General features: G+C 62.2%; 16 protein-coding genes and 1 pseudogene. 12 read left to right on the plus strand and 5 right to left on the minus strand.

The window, feature by feature from the left end:
• Positions 1-261: 261 nt before the first annotated feature.
• A complete protein-coding gene (locus NKH12_RS11640; RefSeq protein WP_352953242.1) occupies positions 262-1740 on the minus strand; it encodes a mannitol dehydrogenase family protein in 1479 nt (492 codons plus the stop codon).
• Between the two features lie 175 nt (positions 1741-1915).
• On the opposite strand from NKH12_RS11640, the gene uxaC reads away from it, so the two are divergent.
• The 8 genes from uxaC to NKH12_RS11680 all read left to right on the plus strand — a co-directional run bounded on the left by uxaC (position 1916) and on the right by NKH12_RS11680 (position 9044).
• On the plus strand, positions 1916-3325 hold the full coding sequence (gene uxaC, locus NKH12_RS11645) for a glucuronate isomerase (protein WP_352953243.1): 1410 nt from the start codon (positions 1916-1918) through the stop codon (positions 3323-3325).
• 37 nt (positions 3326-3362) lie between these two features.
• Positions 3363-4340 carry a TRAP transporter substrate-binding protein gene (locus NKH12_RS11650; protein WP_095495458.1) on the plus strand — a complete coding sequence of 326 codons (978 nt, stop codon included), beginning with the start codon at positions 3363-3365 and terminating at the stop codon, positions 4338-4340.
• 104 nt (positions 4341-4444) lie between these two features.
• Entirely contained in the window at positions 4445-4972 is a 528-nt protein-coding gene (locus tag NKH12_RS11655; protein ID WP_029349033.1) for a TRAP transporter small permease, read from the plus strand.
• 4 nt (positions 4973-4976) lie between these two features.
• Complete coding sequence (locus NKH12_RS11660) at positions 4977-6257, plus strand: TRAP transporter large permease (RefSeq protein ID WP_352953244.1); 1281 nt, start codon at positions 4977-4979, stop codon at positions 6255-6257.
• A gap of 9 nt (positions 6258-6266) precedes the next feature.
• A complete protein-coding gene (locus NKH12_RS11665) occupies positions 6267-7043 on the plus strand; it encodes a FadR/GntR family transcriptional regulator (RefSeq protein WP_352953245.1) in 777 nt (258 codons plus the stop codon).
• Between the two features lie 27 nt (positions 7044-7070).
• Positions 7071-7928 (plus strand): 5-dehydro-4-deoxy-D-glucuronate isomerase, encoded by an 858-nt coding sequence (gene kduI, locus NKH12_RS11670; protein WP_352953246.1) that lies wholly within the window; start codon positions 7071-7073, stop codon positions 7926-7928.
• Entirely contained in the window at positions 7925-8692 is a 768-nt protein-coding gene (gene kduD / locus NKH12_RS11675) for a 2-dehydro-3-deoxy-D-gluconate 5-dehydrogenase KduD (protein WP_352953247.1), read from the plus strand. The genes kduI and kduD overlap by 4 nt, the downstream gene beginning before the upstream one ends.
• Positions 8693-8705: 13 nt before the next feature.
• Entirely contained in the window at positions 8706-9044 is a 339-nt protein-coding gene (locus NKH12_RS11680; protein ID WP_126035635.1) for a cupin domain-containing protein, read from the plus strand.
• Between the two features lie 142 nt (positions 9045-9186).
• Here NKH12_RS11680 and NKH12_RS11685 read toward each other — a convergent pair whose 3' ends face one another.
• On the minus strand, positions 9187-9558 hold the full coding sequence (locus tag NKH12_RS11685; protein WP_352953248.1) for a hypothetical protein: 372 nt from the start codon (positions 9556-9558) through the stop codon (positions 9187-9189).
• Positions 9559-9714: 156 nt separating this feature from the next.
• Between NKH12_RS11685 and NKH12_RS11690 the strand changes: the two genes are divergently transcribed.
• Together NKH12_RS11690 and recQ are read left to right on the plus strand one after the other, a co-directional pair.
• Complete coding sequence (locus NKH12_RS11690) at positions 9715-11202, plus strand: hypothetical protein (RefSeq protein ID WP_352953249.1); 1488 nt, start codon at positions 9715-9717, stop codon at positions 11200-11202.
• Positions 11203-11956: 754 nt separating this feature from the next.
• Positions 11957-13801, plus strand: a pseudogene (gene recQ, locus NKH12_RS11695) (DNA helicase RecQ).
• Positions 13802-13839: 38 nt separating this feature from the next.
• On the opposite strand, the gene NKH12_RS11700 reads toward recQ, so the two are convergent.
• On the minus strand, positions 13840-14799 hold the full coding sequence (locus NKH12_RS11700; protein WP_352953250.1) for a DUF1186 domain-containing protein: 960 nt from the start codon (positions 14797-14799) through the stop codon (positions 13840-13842).
• Between the two features lie 442 nt (positions 14800-15241).
• Between NKH12_RS11700 and NKH12_RS11705 the strand changes: the two genes are divergently transcribed.
• Entirely contained in the window at positions 15242-15484 is a 243-nt protein-coding gene (locus tag NKH12_RS11705; protein WP_352953251.1) for an antitoxin MazE family protein, read from the plus strand.
• Positions 15481-15828: a type II toxin-antitoxin system PemK/MazF family toxin gene (locus tag NKH12_RS11710; RefSeq protein ID WP_352953252.1), complete on the plus strand. Its 348-nt coding sequence runs from the start codon at positions 15481-15483 to the stop codon at positions 15826-15828. The genes NKH12_RS11705 and NKH12_RS11710 overlap by 4 nt, the downstream gene beginning before the upstream one ends.
• Before the next feature lie 109 nt (positions 15829-15937).
• On the opposite strand, the gene NKH12_RS11715 is transcribed toward NKH12_RS11710, so the two are convergent.
• Together NKH12_RS11715 and NKH12_RS11720 are read right to left on the minus strand one after the other, a co-directional pair.
• Positions 15938-16261: a hypothetical protein gene (locus tag NKH12_RS11715; RefSeq protein WP_352953253.1), complete on the minus strand. Its 324-nt coding sequence runs from the start codon at positions 16259-16261 to the stop codon at positions 15938-15940.
• A gap of 49 nt (positions 16262-16310) precedes the next feature.
• A complete protein-coding gene (locus NKH12_RS11720; RefSeq protein WP_352953254.1) occupies positions 16311-17234 on the minus strand; it encodes an alpha/beta fold hydrolase in 924 nt (307 codons plus the stop codon).
• Positions 17235-17337: the final 103 nt, after the last annotated feature.

The raw sequence follows: 17337 nt of genomic DNA on the forward strand, positions 1-17337 counted from the left end.
AATGAGCGTTCTGCAGCGATCCTTCGCGCCCCCCTCTGTCCTGCCGGACATCTCCCCCACTTGGGGGGAGATTGCCAGCTTCGCCGCTGGCGCTCGCTCAGCGACGTTGGCGATTGGCGAAAGCCGTAGTGACAGCCAATCTCCCCACCTGTGGGGGAGATGTCCGGCAGGACAGAGGGGGGCGCTGTCCCGCCGACGTCAAAGCTCTGCACCTCCGCTACGCTCTGATATTACGGCACTAATTAGGATCCGTCCCTACCGTCATTTACTCACTATGCCCAGCGCTGTGAAAGCAGCAGCCACGCCGCCCTGCCGCAGGCGTTCGAGATGGGCGGCCGCGAGGTCGATCAGCGTCAGGCGCTCAGCACCGCCCTTGGCGAAGCCGGCCAGGTCGAACACCGCCGCCACCGCTTCGTCAGCCGACAGGTGCCGAGTGTCGAGTGCGGCCACCGACGTGTCGAGCGGGTCGGTGAAATGGTTTTCCGGCAAGGCTTCGCCGCGCGCCTCGCAAGCGGCGATCCAGGCGGCTACCACCAGCATCAGATGCGCGGGCGGGGCACCGGCACTCATCCGCTCCATGGCCGAGGCAACGATGCGCTGCGGCAGTTTCTGGCTGCCGTCATTGGCGATCTGCGCCGTCCGGTGGGCGAGCGCGGTGTTCGAATAGCGCTTGGCGAGCTGGGCCGTGTAGTCGGCCGTGTCGAGCCCGGCGTCCTTCGGCAGCGTCGTGATGGCCTCGGCCCACAATCCGTCGACGAATTGCCGGAGCGCCGGATCGGCGAAGGCGCGGTCGACCGTCTCATGGCCACTGAGCAGGCCAAGATAGGCGATGGCCGAATGCGAGCCGTTGAGCAGGCGCAGCTTCATGTCCTCGAACGGCCCGACATCACCGACCATGGTGACGCCGAACTTTTCCCAGTCCGGCCTGCCCGCCGGGAAATCGTCTTCGACGACCCATTGGCAGAACGGCTCGGTCATGACCGGCCAGGCGTCCTCGACGCCGAGCTGACCTGATATCCGTGCCCGGTCGGCATGGGTGGTCGCCGGCACGATGCGGTCGACCATGCTCGACGGAAATGCCACCTCGTCGGCGATATGGCGGGCGAGATCGGTGCCGCGCAAAGCGGCGAATTCGACCAGCAGCCGGTGCAGCGTGGCGCCATTGGCCGGGAGATTGTCGCAGCACAGCACGGTGAATGGCCGGATGCCGGCGGCACGGCGGCGCGAAAGCGATTCGGCCAGAAAACCATGCGCCGTGCGCGGCATCTGCGGGTTCGCCAGGTCATGGACAATGTCGGGATGGGCTGTGTCCAGTCCGCCACCCGCCGCCCTGAGATAGGCTTTTTCGGTGATCGTCAGCGTGACGATGGAGGTGCGCGGATCGGTCAGCGCGGCCAGCACCGCGCCCGGATCTTCCGGGCCCACCAGCATCGACAGGATCGAGCCGACGACGCGCAGGCTTTCGCTCTCGCTGCTCCTGACCGCCAGCGTGTAGAGCCCGTCCTGAGGCGCCAGCGCGTCGCGTGTATCGGCGCTGCGCAGCGAGACGCCGACAATGCCCCAATCCGTCTCTCCCGCCGCCAGGCAGTCATCGACATAGGCTGCCTGATGGGCGCGGTGGAATGCGCCGACGCCGAGATGGACGATGCCGGGCACGACACTGTCGCGGTCGTATCCAGGGACCGCGACCGAGGCCGGCAATGCCTGCCGCGTGCTGTTGGAAAGGCGTCTGTCTGTCATCGTGCGATGGGTCTGATCGAGCTCGTGCCGGGCGTGGCCAACATGCGGCGTAACATCCGTTTCTTTCCCGCACAATGGGCTGGCGCTGCGTAAAAGTCATCATACAACAATCTACTTTTTGTATGTTGACATTATTTCTTTCCGATCCTACCGATGCCAGATTGGGAGGAACGACGTGGCCGCATTGACCGATCCGGATCTGCTGTTTCCGTCCGAGGTGCGTCCACTCTCGCTCGCCCGCGATCTCTACGCAGCTGTAAAGGAGCTGCCGATCGTCAGCCCGCACGGTCACACCGATCCGCGCTGGTATGCCCTCAACGAGGCGTTTGCCGATCCGGCGCAATTGCTTGTTGTGCCGGACCATTACATCTTCCGCATGCTGTTCAGCCAGGGCGTCCGGCTCGAGGATCTCGGCGTGCCAACGCTCGACGGCTCACCGGTGGAGACCGACGGCAGGACGATCTGGCGGCGCTTCGCCGAGCACTATTACCTGTTCCGCGGCACGCCGACGCGGCTGTGGTTCGACCATGTGTTTGCCCATCTGTTCGGCATCGAAGAGCCGCTGACGGCCGCAACCGCCGACCGCCATTACGACACGATCTCGACCTTGCTGCAGTGGGAGAATTTTCGCCCGCGGGCGCTGTTCGAGCGCTTCAACATTGAGGTCATCGCGACGACCGAAGGCGCGCTCGACGATCTCAGATGGCACCAGATGATCCGCGACAGCGGCTGGGAGGGCCGCGTCGTCACCGCCTATCGGCCGGACGCCGTCGTCGATCCCGATTTCGAAGGCTTTTCGGCCAATCTCGACCAGCTCGGAGCAATCACCGGCTGCGACACCGGCAACTGGGCCGGCTATCTCGATGCGCATCGCCAGAGAAGGGCCTTCTTCAAGAGTTTCGGCGCGACCGCGTCGGATCACGGCCATCCGACGGCGGAGACCGCCAATCTGTCGGATGCCGCCGCGCAGGAGCTGTTCGACCGCATCCGCCGGGGCTCGGATGACGAGCGCGAGCGAAAACTGTTTCGCGCCCAGATGCTGACCGAGATGGCCAAGATGAGCCGCGACGATGGCCTGGTCCTGCAGATCCATCCCGGCTCCTGGCGCAATCATTCGCCTTCCGTCTTCCAGAGGTTCGGCAGGGACAAGGGCTTCGATATCCCGACCAGAACCGACTATGTGACGGCGCTGAAGCCGCTGCTCGACTGCGTCGGGCTGGAGCGTGACCTAACCATCATCCTCTTCACACTCGACGAGAGCAGCTATGCGCGCGAACTGGCGCCGCTCGCCGGCGTTTACCCGGCGCTAAAACTCGGGCCGGCCTGGTGGTTTCACGACAGCCCCGAGGGCATGCGCCGGTTCCGCGAGATGACGACCGAGACGGCCGGATTCTACAACACCGTCGGCTTCAACGACGACACCCGCGCCTTTCCATCCATCCCGGCTCGCCACGATGTGGCGCGTCGGGTCGATTGTGCCTTTCTTGCGCGTCTCGTCGCCGAGCACCGGCTCCGCGAGGACGAGGCGCACGAGCTGGCGCAGGATCTGGCCTATACGCTCGCGAAAAAGGCGTACCGGCTTTAACGGCGCTTGCCGCCATCGTTTCAACGGGAGGAAACCAATGCTGCATTTTTCCAGACTGGCGGGAGCTACGCTACTTGCCGCCGCACTGATGGCCGGAACGGCAAGCGCCCAGACGGTCCTGCGCTCGTCCGACACGCACCCGGACGGCTATCCGACGGTCGAGGCGGTCAAATATTTTGGCGAGCTTGTGAAGGAGCGCACAGCCGGCCGCTATTCGGTCGATGTCTATCATTCCGCGCAACTCGGCGAGGAAAAGGACACGATCGAGCAGGTGCGCTCCGGCGTGATCGACCTCAACCGCGTCTCGATGGCACCGTTCAACGGGCTCATCCCCGAAACCACCGTGCCCTCGCTGCCGTACATCTTCCGCTCGGAAGACCATATGCACAAGGTCATGGACGGACCGGTCGGCGATCAGATCGCGGCGGCATTCGAACAGGTCGGGCTGGTGCTGCTCGCCTTTTATGACGGCGGCGCCCGCTCCTTCTACAATTCGAAGAAGCCGATCAACTCGGTAGCCGATATGGCGGGCATGAAATTCCGCGTCATCCAGTCCGACATCTTCGTCGACATGGTGGCGGCACTCGGCGCCAACGCGACGCCGATGCCATATGGCGAGGTGTATTCGGCGATCGAGACCGGAGTCATCGACGGCGCGGAGAACAATTTTCCGAGCTACGACACGGCCAAGCATGCGGAAGTCGCCAAGTTCTATTCGCTTGACGAGCACACGATGGTGCCGGAAGCCTTCGTCATGGCGAAGTCGAGCTGGGACAAGCTGACCCCGGAAGACCAGGCGATCTTCAAGGCCGCCGCGAAGGAAAGCGTCGCCAAGCAGCGTGAGCTGTGGGCCGCCAAGGTCAAGGAATCGCGTGCCAAGGTCGAGGCGGCCGGTTCGCAGATCACGACGCCGGACAAGCAGCCCTTCATCGACGCGATGGGCCCGGTCTACGAAAAGCACGTCAAGGACGACAAGCTGAAGGCGATGGTCGAGGCCATCAGGGCCGTGCAGTGATCAAGCGGCGGCGCGGGGATTTCCGCGCCGCCATCCTCTTGCGGAGAGAACCGGTGACCTCCAGCTCAGAACAGAGACCGCCCCTGTCCGGCATCGCGCGCGTGATGTCGCGCGTCAGTACGGCGGCGCTGTGGATCGCCGGCGTCGGGCTGGTGCTGATGACCGCCTTCGTCGCCTGGCAGGTGTTCGGCCGCTATGTTCTGAACCGCTCGCCAAGCTGGACCGAGCAGGGCTCGGTGATGCTGATGAGCTGGTTCATTTTCCTTGGCGCTGCCGTCGGGGTGCGCGAGAACTATCACCTCGGCTTCGACGTCCTGCTCTACGTGCTGCCGAAAGGCGGCAAGCGTTGGCTGAGGATGATCTCGGACCTCGTCGCGCTCGCCTTCGGCATCGGCATGATCTGGTATGGCAGCCAGCTGGTCGCATTAACCTGGGGCGCCACCTTGCCGTCGCTCGGCATATCAGGGGGCTGGGACTACGTCCCGCTTGTCGCGGGAGGTGCGCTCATCGTGCTGTTCACGCTGGAGCGCATCGTGCTGCGCCTCTCCGGTGCGCCGATCGACGATGCGCTCGATGAACTGCCGCCGGCGGAAGTCGCAGCTGAACTCGACACAGCAAACGTGAAGGTCTGACGCCATGGAACTCTGGATACTCTTTGGCGTCTTCACCGTGCTGATGCTTATCGGCACGCCGATCGCTTTCTGCCTTGGCGTCGCAAGCTTTGCCACCGTCCTCTACATGGGCCTGCCGCCGCTCATCGTGTTCCAGCGCCTGAATTCCGGCATGAGCGTCTTTTCGCTGCTGGCCATTCCGTTCTTCATCTACGCCGGCGATTTGATGGTGCGCGGCGGCATCGCCAGCAAGATCGTTGCCTTCGCCGGCTCGCTTGTCGGCCACATGCGCGGCGGCCTCGGGCAGGTCAACATCGCGACCGCTACACTGTTCGGCGGCATTTCGGGTTCCGCGGTGGCGGAGGCAGCGGCGGTAGGTGGCTTGATGATCCCGCAGATGAAGGCGCGTGGATATGGAGCGGATTACGCCGTCAACGTCACCTCGATGGGGGCGCTGATTGCGCTGCTCCTGCCGCCGTCGCACAACATGATCATCTACTCGATTTCGGCAGGCGGAAAGATCTCCATCGCCGACCTGTTCACGGCCGGCATCATCCCGGGCCTGCTATTGGCTCTGGCATTGATGATCACCGCCTACTTCGTGGCGCGCTCCCGCGGTTATCCGACCGAGCCGTTTCCGGGCTTCGCCGCGGTCGCGCATCTCTTCGCTGTCGCTGTGCCCGGCCTGCTGCTGATCGCGATCATCTTCGGCGGCGTGCGATCGGGCGTTTTCACGGCCACCGAGAGTTCCTGCATCGCCGTCATTTATGCGTTGCTCGTGACTGTCCTGGTCTACCGGCAGATGACTTGGGAAGGTTTCGTTCATGCCACCCATGGCGCCGTGCGCACCACGGCCATGGTGCTGCTCATCATCGGTATGGCAGCGGCGTTCTCGTGGTTGATGGCCTTCCTGAAAGTGCCGGCAGCGCTGATAGCCTCGATGAACGCGATCTCGGAAGATCCGCTGGTCGTGCTTCTCCTGCTCAACATCTTGATGCTGTTCCTCGGCACGTTCATGGACATGGGGCCGACGATCATCATTTGCACGCCGATCTTCCTGCCCGTGGCGCAGGCCTACGGCGTCGATCCGGTGCATTTCGGCGTGATCATGATCCTCAACTTCGGCATCGGGCTGAACACGCCGCCGGTGGGCGCAGTGCAGTTCGTGGCGTGCGCAGTGGGCAAGATATCCGTCTGGGAAGCGATGCGCTCGATCTGGCCGTTCTATGGGGCGGGCCTCTTGGTGCTGGGGCTCGTCACTTACATCCCGGCCATCTCGCTATGGTTGCCGAGCGTCTTCAAATAGGGGTTGGCAATGGCATCGGATATCGCGACCAGCCTGAAGATCGAACGCAAGCCCAAGCTGTCGGAGACCGTGGTCGCGGCGATCCGCAAGCAGTTGCAGGGGGGCGGGATCCAGCCGGGTCAAAAGCTGCCGACCGAGGGCCAGCTGACCGAAACCTTCGGGGTCAGCCGCACCGTCATCCGCGAAGCGCTGGTCAAGCTTGCCGCCGACGGTCTGGTCGAGCCGCGCCAGGGCGCCGGGGTCTTCGTCACCGAGCATATCTCGACGATGTTCGGCACACTGGCCGCGGACATGGGCAGCAAGGATTCGATCGCCCTCAACGTGCTCGAGGTGCGCCTGGCGATCGAGATCGAGTCCGCCGGGCTCGCCGCCATCCGTCGCAACGCCGCGCAGGAAGCAGCGATCCAGGAGGCGTTCTTCGAGTTCGAGCGGCTGCTCTTGAACAGTGAGCCGACAGGTCCGGCCGACCTTGCCTTCCACCGGGCGATCGCCAGCGCCACCAACAATCCGTTCTATGTCGAGATGCTCGACGTGCTCGGCCGGCGCGCCATTCCTTGCGACGTGACGTCGCCATGGTCCACCGAACTCGCCCAATCCGACGTCTACCAGCGCGGGCTGCAAGGCGAGCATCTGGTGATCCTGAACGCCATTACATCAGGCGATGCCGAGTCCGCGCGCGAAGCCATGCGCGCGCATCTCACCGCCAGCCAGCAGCGCTATCGTGAGCGCCTGCATGCACGTCAGATTTTTTATGCCGACTCGGTCAAGGCCGCGGCAACCGAATGATCAATGAGGCAGCCCAATGGGACAGCAATGAATCACACTGAAAACCACACGGAGTTCACCTCGCGCTTCGCCATCGACCCTGTTACCGCCGCGGCGATGGGGACGGACGAGCTTCGCCATAATTTTCTGATCGAAGGCCTGTTCCAGCTCGGCCGCATCGGCCTGACCTATACCCATTACGACCGCATGATCGTCGGCGGCGCCATGCCTGCCGGGGTACCGCTTCCGCTGCAGGCGATCAAGCCGACCGGGACCAAGAACTTTCTCGATCGCCGCGAAATGATCGCTGTCAACATCGGCGGCGCCGGCATCGTGAAGGCGAGCGGCCAGTCCTACGAGCTGCAGCCGCGCGACATGCTGTATCTCGGCATGGGCGCCGATGAGGTGTCGTTCGCCTCGGTCAATCCAGCTGAGCCGGCCAAGTTCTATCTGCTGAGCGCGCCGGCGCATCAGAACCATCCCAGCCAGCTGATCCGCATCGGCGATGCCAAGCGGCTCGATCTAGGCAGCCAGGCGACCTGCAACGAGCGCTCGATCTTCCAGTTCATCCATGCCGAAGGCGTCAAAACCTGCCAGCTGGTCGTCGGCATGACCCAGCTTGCGTCCGGCTCGGTCTGGAACACCATGCCGTGCCATGTGCATGACCGGCGCATGGAGGCCTATCTCTATTTCGACCTGCCGGAGGCGGCGCGCGTATTCCATTTCATGGGCGAGCCGGACGAGACTCGCCATCTCGTCATGCGCAATGAAGAAGCAGTGCTGTCGCCGGGATGGTCGATCCATTCGGGCGCCGGCACGTCCAACTATGCCTTCATCTGGGCGATGGCCGGCGACAATGTCGACTATACCGACGTCGATCCGGTAGCGATGGAAGAGCTGCGGTGAGCGACCTCTCGGCTTTCAGCCTGGCCGGCAAGCGCATCCTCGTCACCGGCGCCAATACCGGCATCGGCCAAAGCATCGCCCTGTCGATCGCGCGCGCCGGTGGTGCTGTGGTCGGCGTCGGCCGTTCGGCGACGGATGAGACAGCGGAACAGATCGCCGCGGCGGGCGGACGCTTCGAGGCGGTGCGCTGCGATCTTGCCGATCATGCCGCCGCCCAGGCGATGTTCGATCGCATCTGGGAGGAAACCGGGCCGCTCGATGGGCTAGTCAACAATGCCGGCATCATCCGGCGCGCCGACGCCGTCGATTTGGCGGAAGCCGATTGGGACGACGTCATCGACGTCAATCTGAAGACGGTCTTTTTTCTCAGCCAGAGCTTTGCCCAGCGCGTGCTTGCGAACCCGGGACGGCGCGGCAAGATCGTGAACATTGCCTCCGTGCTGAGCTTCCAGGGCGGCATCCGCGTCGCCTCCTATACCGCCTCGAAACACGGCGTGCTCGGCATCACCCGATTACTCGCCTGCGAATGGGCGTCGAAAGGCATCAACGTCAACAGCATTGCGCCCGGCTATATCGAAACCAACAACACCGAGGCGCTGCGTGCCGATCCAGACCGCAGCGCCGCCATTCTGGCGCGCATTCCGGCTGGGCGCTGGGGCGAGCCGGAAGACATCGGCGACGCGGCCGTCTTCCTGCTGGCGCCGGCGTCCAACTACATGCATGGCGCGGTGGTGCCGGTGGACGGCGGCTGGCTGGCGCGATGAGGAGGATTTGGCGATGACCGGAACGAAGATCTTCTCGCACGCCGGCGAGGGCGCGTGGACGCCGACCCCGGATGGCAATCGCAGGCGTGTGCTGCTGCACACGGACGAACTGATGATGGTCGAATTCGGTTTCGACAAGGGCGGTGTCGGCGCGCTGCATTCGCACCCGCATGTCCAGGCGAGCTACGTCGCAGAAGGCCGTTTCGAGGTCACCATCGACGGCAGGACCGAGATCCTGGAAGCGGGAAGCAGCTTCATTGTGCCTTCCAATTTGGTTCACGGCGTCAAGGCGCTCGAGGCCGGGCGCCTGGTCGACAGCTTTACACCGCACCGCGCCGATTTTATCGACTGAAGGCGCGCGCACGCAGGTCATCGCGGCGTGGATCCGGCCCGAAGAGCAGGACTGCCAAGATCCCCCATGCCCGGTACCTTCCCCTCTACAAGGCGTTCTGGCAGCGTTTTTCTGGTCCCGTTAGGATGCTTATGGAAAACCGCTACGTCTTCAACCCGTTCTGGCAGCACCACAACGGAATAGCGGGTTTCGAAGATTGTGAGAACCGCTTCAAGTGCTCCGCGCGTGCCTTTGCAGTTGCATTCCAGGTGACGTTGCCCGCGTCCTGAGCTTTGTTTTCGACCGACTTTAAGTCCTGCGCAATCAGACCGTCCATTGCGGTTCGACTTGGAACAGCGCAATGAACCGAAGTCAGTTGCCGGACGGCACGGCGATATTGGGCTTCGTAATGCCAGTTTTCGTGGACGTGATGGTGGACAACTCGCAGGTAGACTGGGGGCGGCCATTCAATCCCGTCGTAGTGTAAAACCGCGTTGTCCTCTTTGGCGAGAATGACGAAACCGGCCTCGCGCACAGAATTCCTGACAGTCCCTATCAGACGTCCTCATTCATCGCTTGACCCGCAAAACCTTAATCAGGCCTACTCCACACCTAGCCAATCCCGGCTGCAGCATGACAGAGGTGGGATCCACTATAGGACGCGGCCAACTCTCTGAGGAGGAAGCTTGATATGCGACGCGCGATCGGAAAACGTCCCGGGACGCGAGAATGCATTTATATTGCCCAAGGCCGTTATGGGGCCTTCCTTCAGATAGGCGACGGGCCGGAAGCAGCCAACTTTCTCCCCGTCTCAGGCTATGTGCCGGACGCGATAGACCTGGAACTGTCCATAGAACTGTTCGGCCGGAAGAATGAAGAGGCGCAGAGACGCTGGAGGAGGTCGGCCCGAGTCAGTTTCGATCTTGTTTCCGACTTCAAGCTGGCTGAGATGGACGCCAAGTTTCTGGCAGGCACCGGTGTGACGCGGCAAGACTTCGTGGACGCACTTGTTGGGATAGGCAGTTGTCAGCGTTTTGTTGACCCGAAACGGGATCGATATGCGCTCGACTGCTTTAAGCCTGCTTCGTCGATAGGGATCGCCGACGCAGGATGGTGGGAAAGGATCGCCGGGACACTAAATAGGCAAAGTGTGTTGAGCTTTTATCGCGGGCTTGTCTTGTGTGAGCAGATGAAACCGAAGTCGGGCGGAGGATCGACCACACCGACTAAGCATGTCCTCCAGTGCATTAAGGATCGGATCGACTGTCTTGAGTTGGCAGACTTGCTGGAATGGACCGAGAAGAACCGGCGCAACCCCTACACGCCTTTTGGCGCACACCATTTTTCTTTGGAAAGACATATTGTCGAGTTGCGGGAGGCGCGAGGGCTTGCGGTGGAACTCGGCAGGATCGAACGATGGACGGGCCCGATAGAACGCCGGTTGGGGATGGATCCGGCGAGCGGCGAGTTCGTTGTCGTTGTCGTACCGCTAAGCGGCGCGCCGTTTCTCAAAACGAGATCGTCAAAGACTTCGTGGAATTTCTCGCTACCCAAATCGATGGACCCGGACGCAATTGGTCTGGAGCAGGCATTAGAACTCGTTAATCCAGAAAATCAGGATCGCGCGACGAGGTCCGCTCTGAGCGAGTGGCAAAAGGCTTTTGCCAGATGGCAGCGGCAGGAACGCGCCCGACGAGAGAGACTTGCCAAATCCAGTCCTCATCGAGAGATGAGTGCAGTAAACCGGAGAGCAAGGCGCGAACGTATCGCGCGCTTGGAGTGCATGTCAGCCGAAGCACGTATAGAGGACGCTCTTGACCCTCGCAATTTTCCTATATGGACTCTTCCAGTCGAGCTTTTCGATCCAGCCGCCATCGTTTCTGGCCGGTACCGCGATCTCCTCATACACGCGCTGGTGCCGCTGAAAGGCAAATGGCGAAGACTGCTGCGCGAACTGACCGAGCACCGTGCGAAGGGCAAGCATCTCGACCGTCCGCCGATGCCCCCTCTGCGCGAGGGTGAGCGTGTTGACGTGTACGGCTCCGATATGGCGGTAAGATGGCCGACGCCGCTCCTGAATCGCTTTCCTGAACACCTCCCTGATGTCGCCAGTCTGATACGCTTCGGAGATCGTGCGCGAACCCTTGGCTGTCCTACGAAAGGGCGAAGTGCGCTTTGATCAAGAAAGGATAAGGTTCTGGGCATTTCACCATGAAGCCAGTGCATTTTGGCTAGCGAATCCCACTCTCGCCGGACACTTCTGGACGCCGGTCCCCGGTCGACCGGACATCCTCAAGAATGAGGGTTGGGAGCTCGATTTGGGAGAAGAAGGTCAAGATACCGGATGACGCCATAGCCGTAAATCATACACGAATTTTGCAATCGCGCGCTTGCTCAATGCGAGCTGGCCCAAACGCGGCGTCTTTCTTTCACTGAGTCGACCAAGACCGTACAGATGGACCCAGATGTCGGTGCATTTCCCGGTTGCGAGAGGCAGCCGGGCTCAGGCGCTGGCGATACGGTGGATCGTGCCTATCCTTTCCAGCATATCCCGCAAGCAAAAAGCCCGCGCCTCCGGAGAGACGCGGGCGTGTTGCCTGGGCGCTTGTGGCGCCGCGGTACTCAAAACATCACCGCAGAACCTGAATCTGCCGAATTATGGTGAAGATAGGATTAACCGGCCAGAGCCGGCGCGATATTCACAGCCAAAGCGAATAGGGGCTGGAATCACGATCCCATATCCGCCAATGAGGGAGATATTCTTTCAGACGGCGCCGACGGAGACGGGACTTGAGGGGTGATCGAGCATTCGAATCTGCGGTCAAGGCAGGCATCTGCAGATTGGCGGGGGAACTGTGGCAGGTCACGTCGCCGCTGTTCCCAGCCGTTCCGACACTGCCTTTTCAGGCGGCGCCGATCATAGAAATTCCCTGATGCAGATATCGGCGGCGAGCGTCCCGACGGAGGAACCTAAGCGGCGCGTCTTGAAGGACGTGTTCGGCTTCGACGATTTTCGTCCCGGCCAGGACGCGGTGACGGAAGCGCTGCTGGCCGGGCGTCATGTGTTGGCCGTCATGCCGACCGGGGCTGGGAAATCGCTCTGCTACCAGGTCCCGGCGCTGGTCCTGGGCGGGCTCACCATTGTCGTTTCGCCGCTGGTGGCGCTGATGCAGGACCAGGTCGCCGCATTGCGTCTTGCTGGCGTGGCCGCCGATACGATCAATTCCTCACTCGACCGCGATGCCAATGTCGCCGCATGGCGCCGCGTTGCGGCGGGCCAAACCCGCCTGCTCTACCTAGCGCCGGAGCGGCTCATGACCGCGCGGATGCTCGAGGCGCTGGCCAGGCTCGACATCCGGCTGATCGCTGTCGACGAGGCGCATTGCATCTCCCAATGGGGCCCAGCGTTCCGGCGCGAATATGAAGAGTTGTCGCGGCTGCGCGACATTTTCCCTGATGTGCCGATCATTGCGCTGACGGCGACAGCGGACGAGACGACGCGCACCGACATCGCCGCACAGCTGTTCGCCGGGCAAGTCGAAACCCTGGTGCTGGGTTTCGACCGGCCGAACATCAAGCTTGGCCTCGAGGCCAAGCAGGACAGCAAGCGCCAGTTGCTGAGCTTCGTGCAGCGTCATGCCGGCCGCAGCGGGATCGTCTATTGCCTGTCGCGCAAGAAGACGGAAGAGATGGCGGCGTTCCTCGAGAAGAACGGCGTCCGCGCGCTCGCCTATCATGCCGGCATGAGCAAGGACGCGCGTGAAGCGAATCAAAACGCATTCATGACCTTGTCCGGCGTCGTGATGGTGGCGACCATCGCCTTCGGGATGGGGATCGACAAGCCGGATGTCGCCTATGTCTTCCACACCGACCTGCCGGGCAGCCTCGAAGCCTACTATCAGGAAATCGGGCGTGCCGGCCGCGACGGGCGGGCTGCCGAGGCACACATGCTCTTCGGTCTCGGCGATATCCGCATGCGGCGGCTTTTCATCGACGACGAGGACGCGCCGGCGGAGCATAAAAGGCGCGCGCATGGCCGGCTCGATACGCTGATCGGTTATTGCGAAACGGCCCAGTGCCGCCGCCAGATCCTGCTTGGCTACTTCGGCGAAACAGCAATGCCTTGCGGCAATTGCGACAACTGCCTTGACCAGACGCCACATGCGGACGGCGAGGCGGAGGCGCGGATCATCCTCGCGGCCATCGCGCAGACCGGCGAGCGCTTCGGTGCGGCCCATATCGTCGATGTCCTGCTCGGCCATGAAACCGAGAAGGTCCTGGCCAGGAACCATCACAGGCTTGCCAGCTTCGGGACCGGGGTGACCCACAAGAAGGAGGTGTGGCTGTCGCTGATCCGTCAGCTTGTCGCGGGAGGGTTTCTGACATTGGACTCAGGCGGCCATGGCGGCCTCGCCATCGCCGAAAAGGGCCGTGAACTGGCCCGCGGCGAGGTCCCGTTCCGGTATCGCGTAGCGGCGCCGCGCCCCGGAACGCCCTGAAGGGCACGTCCCGTCCCGGATGATGCCGCGGGCACGGAAGACCTGGATACCGCGCTGTTGGCCTCGCTCAAGGCGGTACGGCTGCGTCTCGCTCGGGAGCGCCAGGTGCCGGCCTTCGTTATCTTCTCGGATCGTACGCTGATCGATATGGCCGAACGCTGCCCGCGCGACCTCGACGCCTTCGCCGCAGTCAACGGCGTCGGCGCCGCCAAGCTCAGGGAATTCGGCGAGATATTTCTCGGCGCAATCGCTGCGCATCAATCCGGAGGTTCGGCCTGAGACAGCCAAAGATCAAAGCCGCCGGTGCTGCAGCAAGGTCAGTTTGCGAGACAGCATTTCTTCGCTTTCTTGCCGCTTCCACAGGGACACGGATCATTCCGTCCGACATGGCGCCAAGGGTTTGTGACCGGCGCTGTCAGGCTCTTCAGCTCGTCGAGCCAAGTTTGTTCCGGCAAGGTCGATTGCCAATCTTCCTCGCCAAAATACTCAAGGTGGCTGGTCCATTCCAACGCTTCAAGCACATCGTCGACATAGCCGAGACCGGCGCGCTTGAATCGGTCGATATCGTTCGGGTTTTGCTCGGCTGCCAGGAGATCGTCTTCGAAATCACTGAGTTCAAGCATGCCCATTGGGATGCGGCCGTCGCGCCAGGCGCTGTGAACAAGCGATGCAAGATTGCGCAAGCCAAGCCGGGCGATTGCCTCCAGCCAGCCGATCCAGGCAAAATCGTCGTCATCGGCCAGCCTCTCGGTGTGGAATCGCTCGAGAAAATCTCGCATTCGGTCAAGCTCGATGCGGCCTTCCCAGGTCAGGAAGGTCGCTGCGCCGAAAACTGTATCGCGGACGAATTGATCGACGGAGCGGTCGCTGATCAAGCTGAACAAAGGGTCGGCGTCGCCATCAAATACGCCGGCGACGATACGCGCCATGCTCTCGGTCACCACGTCGCCGAGCAGGTCATCGAGCTCGCGTCCCGGCCGGCGCAGCAGGCGCAGCAACGGTCCGAACGTTTCAGTGTCGCGAGCGCCGCCCAGAATGTAAATGCCTCGCAAGAGCCGCATCTCATCTTCCCGCGACAGATGCTCTCCTTCGGCCGCTCTTGTGAGGATCGCCCGCAGCGCGGGAGCGGATTCTTCAATCCTTGCGATGCAGTGAGCGATTGCGACGTCGGGAAATTGCCGATCGCTTGCCAAGTCATGCAGTTGATCTTCTATCGGACCGAGATCGAAGCCGGGCCTGCCACGGCAAAGGATTGATTCCAGCTCTTCTTTCTTCATGGCGTCCTCGCTGTCGTTCGCGCTTGGCAAATCTACGACAGACCGGCTGCCTTTCAACAGTTCATCCGCCGCATGAACGGCAAATTCCTGTGCAGAAGGTGTCAGACTCGCGGTATCGATCTCGACAAAGCTCCGTCCCGGAACTGACTTGTGAGACGAGGATCGGCTATGAAGCTGCTACGCCGCAACGCTCCCGGCTACGATACGGCCACCGGTCTTCTGCTCGACCTCAAGGCGATCGCCGAGGAGCGGGGGACGATTGGCGACTTCGCCCGTCGGCTGCAGGCAATCCGCGAAACGGCTGAAGCCAATAGGGTAGCATGGCATGCAATAGCAGCAAGTCACAGCCGGTGTCGTAGCCCGGTGCGGGCTTTCCGATGAGGACTGGTCAAAGCTCGCCCTCTGCAATAGGTTACATGTAACCACTGGCAGGAGAATCGTCATGGCCTCGGCATCGAAGCCCAAGTCCTCGGGCATGAAGGTGCGGGGACATCGTGAACGTCTGCGCCAGCAAGGTTTGCGCCCGATACAGATCTGGGTGCCGGACGTGCGTGCGCCGGCCTTCCGTTCGGAAGCGCATCGCCAGTCACTGGCGGTTGCGGCAAGCGCCCATGCAAGCGAGGATCAGGCGTTCATTGACATGATTTCCGATTGGGACGCGATATCGGATCGGGGTGATGAATGAAGCGTGGCGATATCTGGACGGTCGCCGGCGGCAAGGATTACGCCGGCAGACCGCGTCCTGTCGTCATCATCCAGGATGACAGTTTTGATGCGACGGATTCGATCACCATCTGCGGCTGCACGACCGACGAGACGGACGCGCCATTGTTCCGTCTGGCCGTCGAGCCGAACGAGCGCAACGGACTGCTCGCCGTCTGCCGACTGATGGTGGACAAGATCACCACGGTCCCAAAGTCCAGGATCGGCGCAAATATCGGGCGGTTGGACGACGCGGACATCCTGCGCCTCAATCAGGCCGTTATCGTTTTCCTCGGCATGGCCGTGTCGCCGAGACTGAAGCCGTGACGGTGAGGATGACAGACTCCATGGAGCCGTCGAGCCTCGGCTCCAATGCCATGTCCTGCGAAATCGATCGTTTCGGCCTTCGGCAGCAGGCTCTCACGCCGGCGCGCAATCAGCACCTGCTTCGTCTCACCGCTGCGATTGCGGCCTCCTGCTGCTGCAATTGCTCGATTTTCGCGCTCTGGCGGGCAGTCACGGTAGAGGCGACACGCCGGGCTCCCCATAGCCAGTTCGGAATGTTGGTTTTCGCGACTTTGCCCCGGGTGATCGCTGTCGCCGACAGCTCCTTGGCGACTTCGCCCATGGCCACGTTGAGTTCGACGCAACTCATTCTGTCGTATTTCGCGGCATCAAAGGATGCATGGAAGGGCGATGCGCAACCTCCGACAAACACGAGGCTGGATATCAGGGCCGTGGCTGTAGAGATGGCTTTCATTTTATCAAGCAGATTTGACGCCGGACGGGCGAATGAGGCATGTGAACATCTACAACACTCTGCTCTGGGCGTCATTCCCCCTATTGTCCTCGAAGAATTTCGAGAGAGCCGCTGCGGTCTCGTGAGGGTGCTCTTCTGGAAAGAAGTGCCCGCCTGGAACGGGTCTTCCTTCAACTCTGTCGGCCCATTTCCTCCAAATAGCCAGCGGTCCGCCTTCCCTGCCATACCAGGTCTCAAGGCCGCCTTCGCTACTCCATAGTGCCAACAGCGGACACTCAATGCGACGGCCGCTTGCTTGGTCCGCCGCGTCATGTTCACGATCGATCGTGGCAGCGGCCCGATACTCTTCGCAAATCGCATGAATATGAACGGGATCGCGAAGCGCCTCGACATAGGCGTCCCTGACCTCCGCGGAGAACATTTCTGCCGGCGACCCCCACTGCACAATCGCATTGTCGACGATGGCATCGGGCGCCGCGCCTATCAGTCGCTCCGGCAGCGGCTCCGGTTGCGCGAGAAGGCTCCAGGGCCAGAAGCTGAGAGCCAGTCTGGCGTCCGCCCTATCCCATGCGGTAGCGGTGGGGATGACGTCGAGGACCGCGGCTTTGGAGATTTCATCGGGATGGTCGAGCGCCAGACGATAGGCGACCCGCCCGCCACGATCATGTCCGGCAACCATGAACTGCTCAAACCCCAGCCGCTTCATGACTTGAGCCATGTCGCCGGCCATGGCGCGCTTGGCGTATGGGCTATGATCGGCAGAGGAGATCGGGCAGCCGCTTTGCCCATAGCCTCGAAGATCGGCGGCGATCACCGTAAAGCGGGGCGCCAAGGCCATGGCGATATCCCTCCACATCAGATGCGTTTCGGGAAAGCCATGAAGCAGCAGCAGCGGCGGACCGGTTCCGCCGACCCTTGCGAAAATGGTCGTGTCGTCCAGTTGCAAGCTGGTGGCTCTGAAACCTGCAAACACCGTTCGTCTCCTCGGTGTGCCTCAGGCGACAACGCACAAGGCGGCAGAAGGATCACGGTCAGCTGCCGTGTCTGGGGTCGAGGCGGCCCTGGAATTCTCCTCA

The organism is Mesorhizobium sp. M1322 (genome assembly GCF_040318085.1).
Taxonomy (GTDB): Bacteria; Pseudomonadota; Alphaproteobacteria; order Rhizobiales; family Rhizobiaceae; genus Mesorhizobium.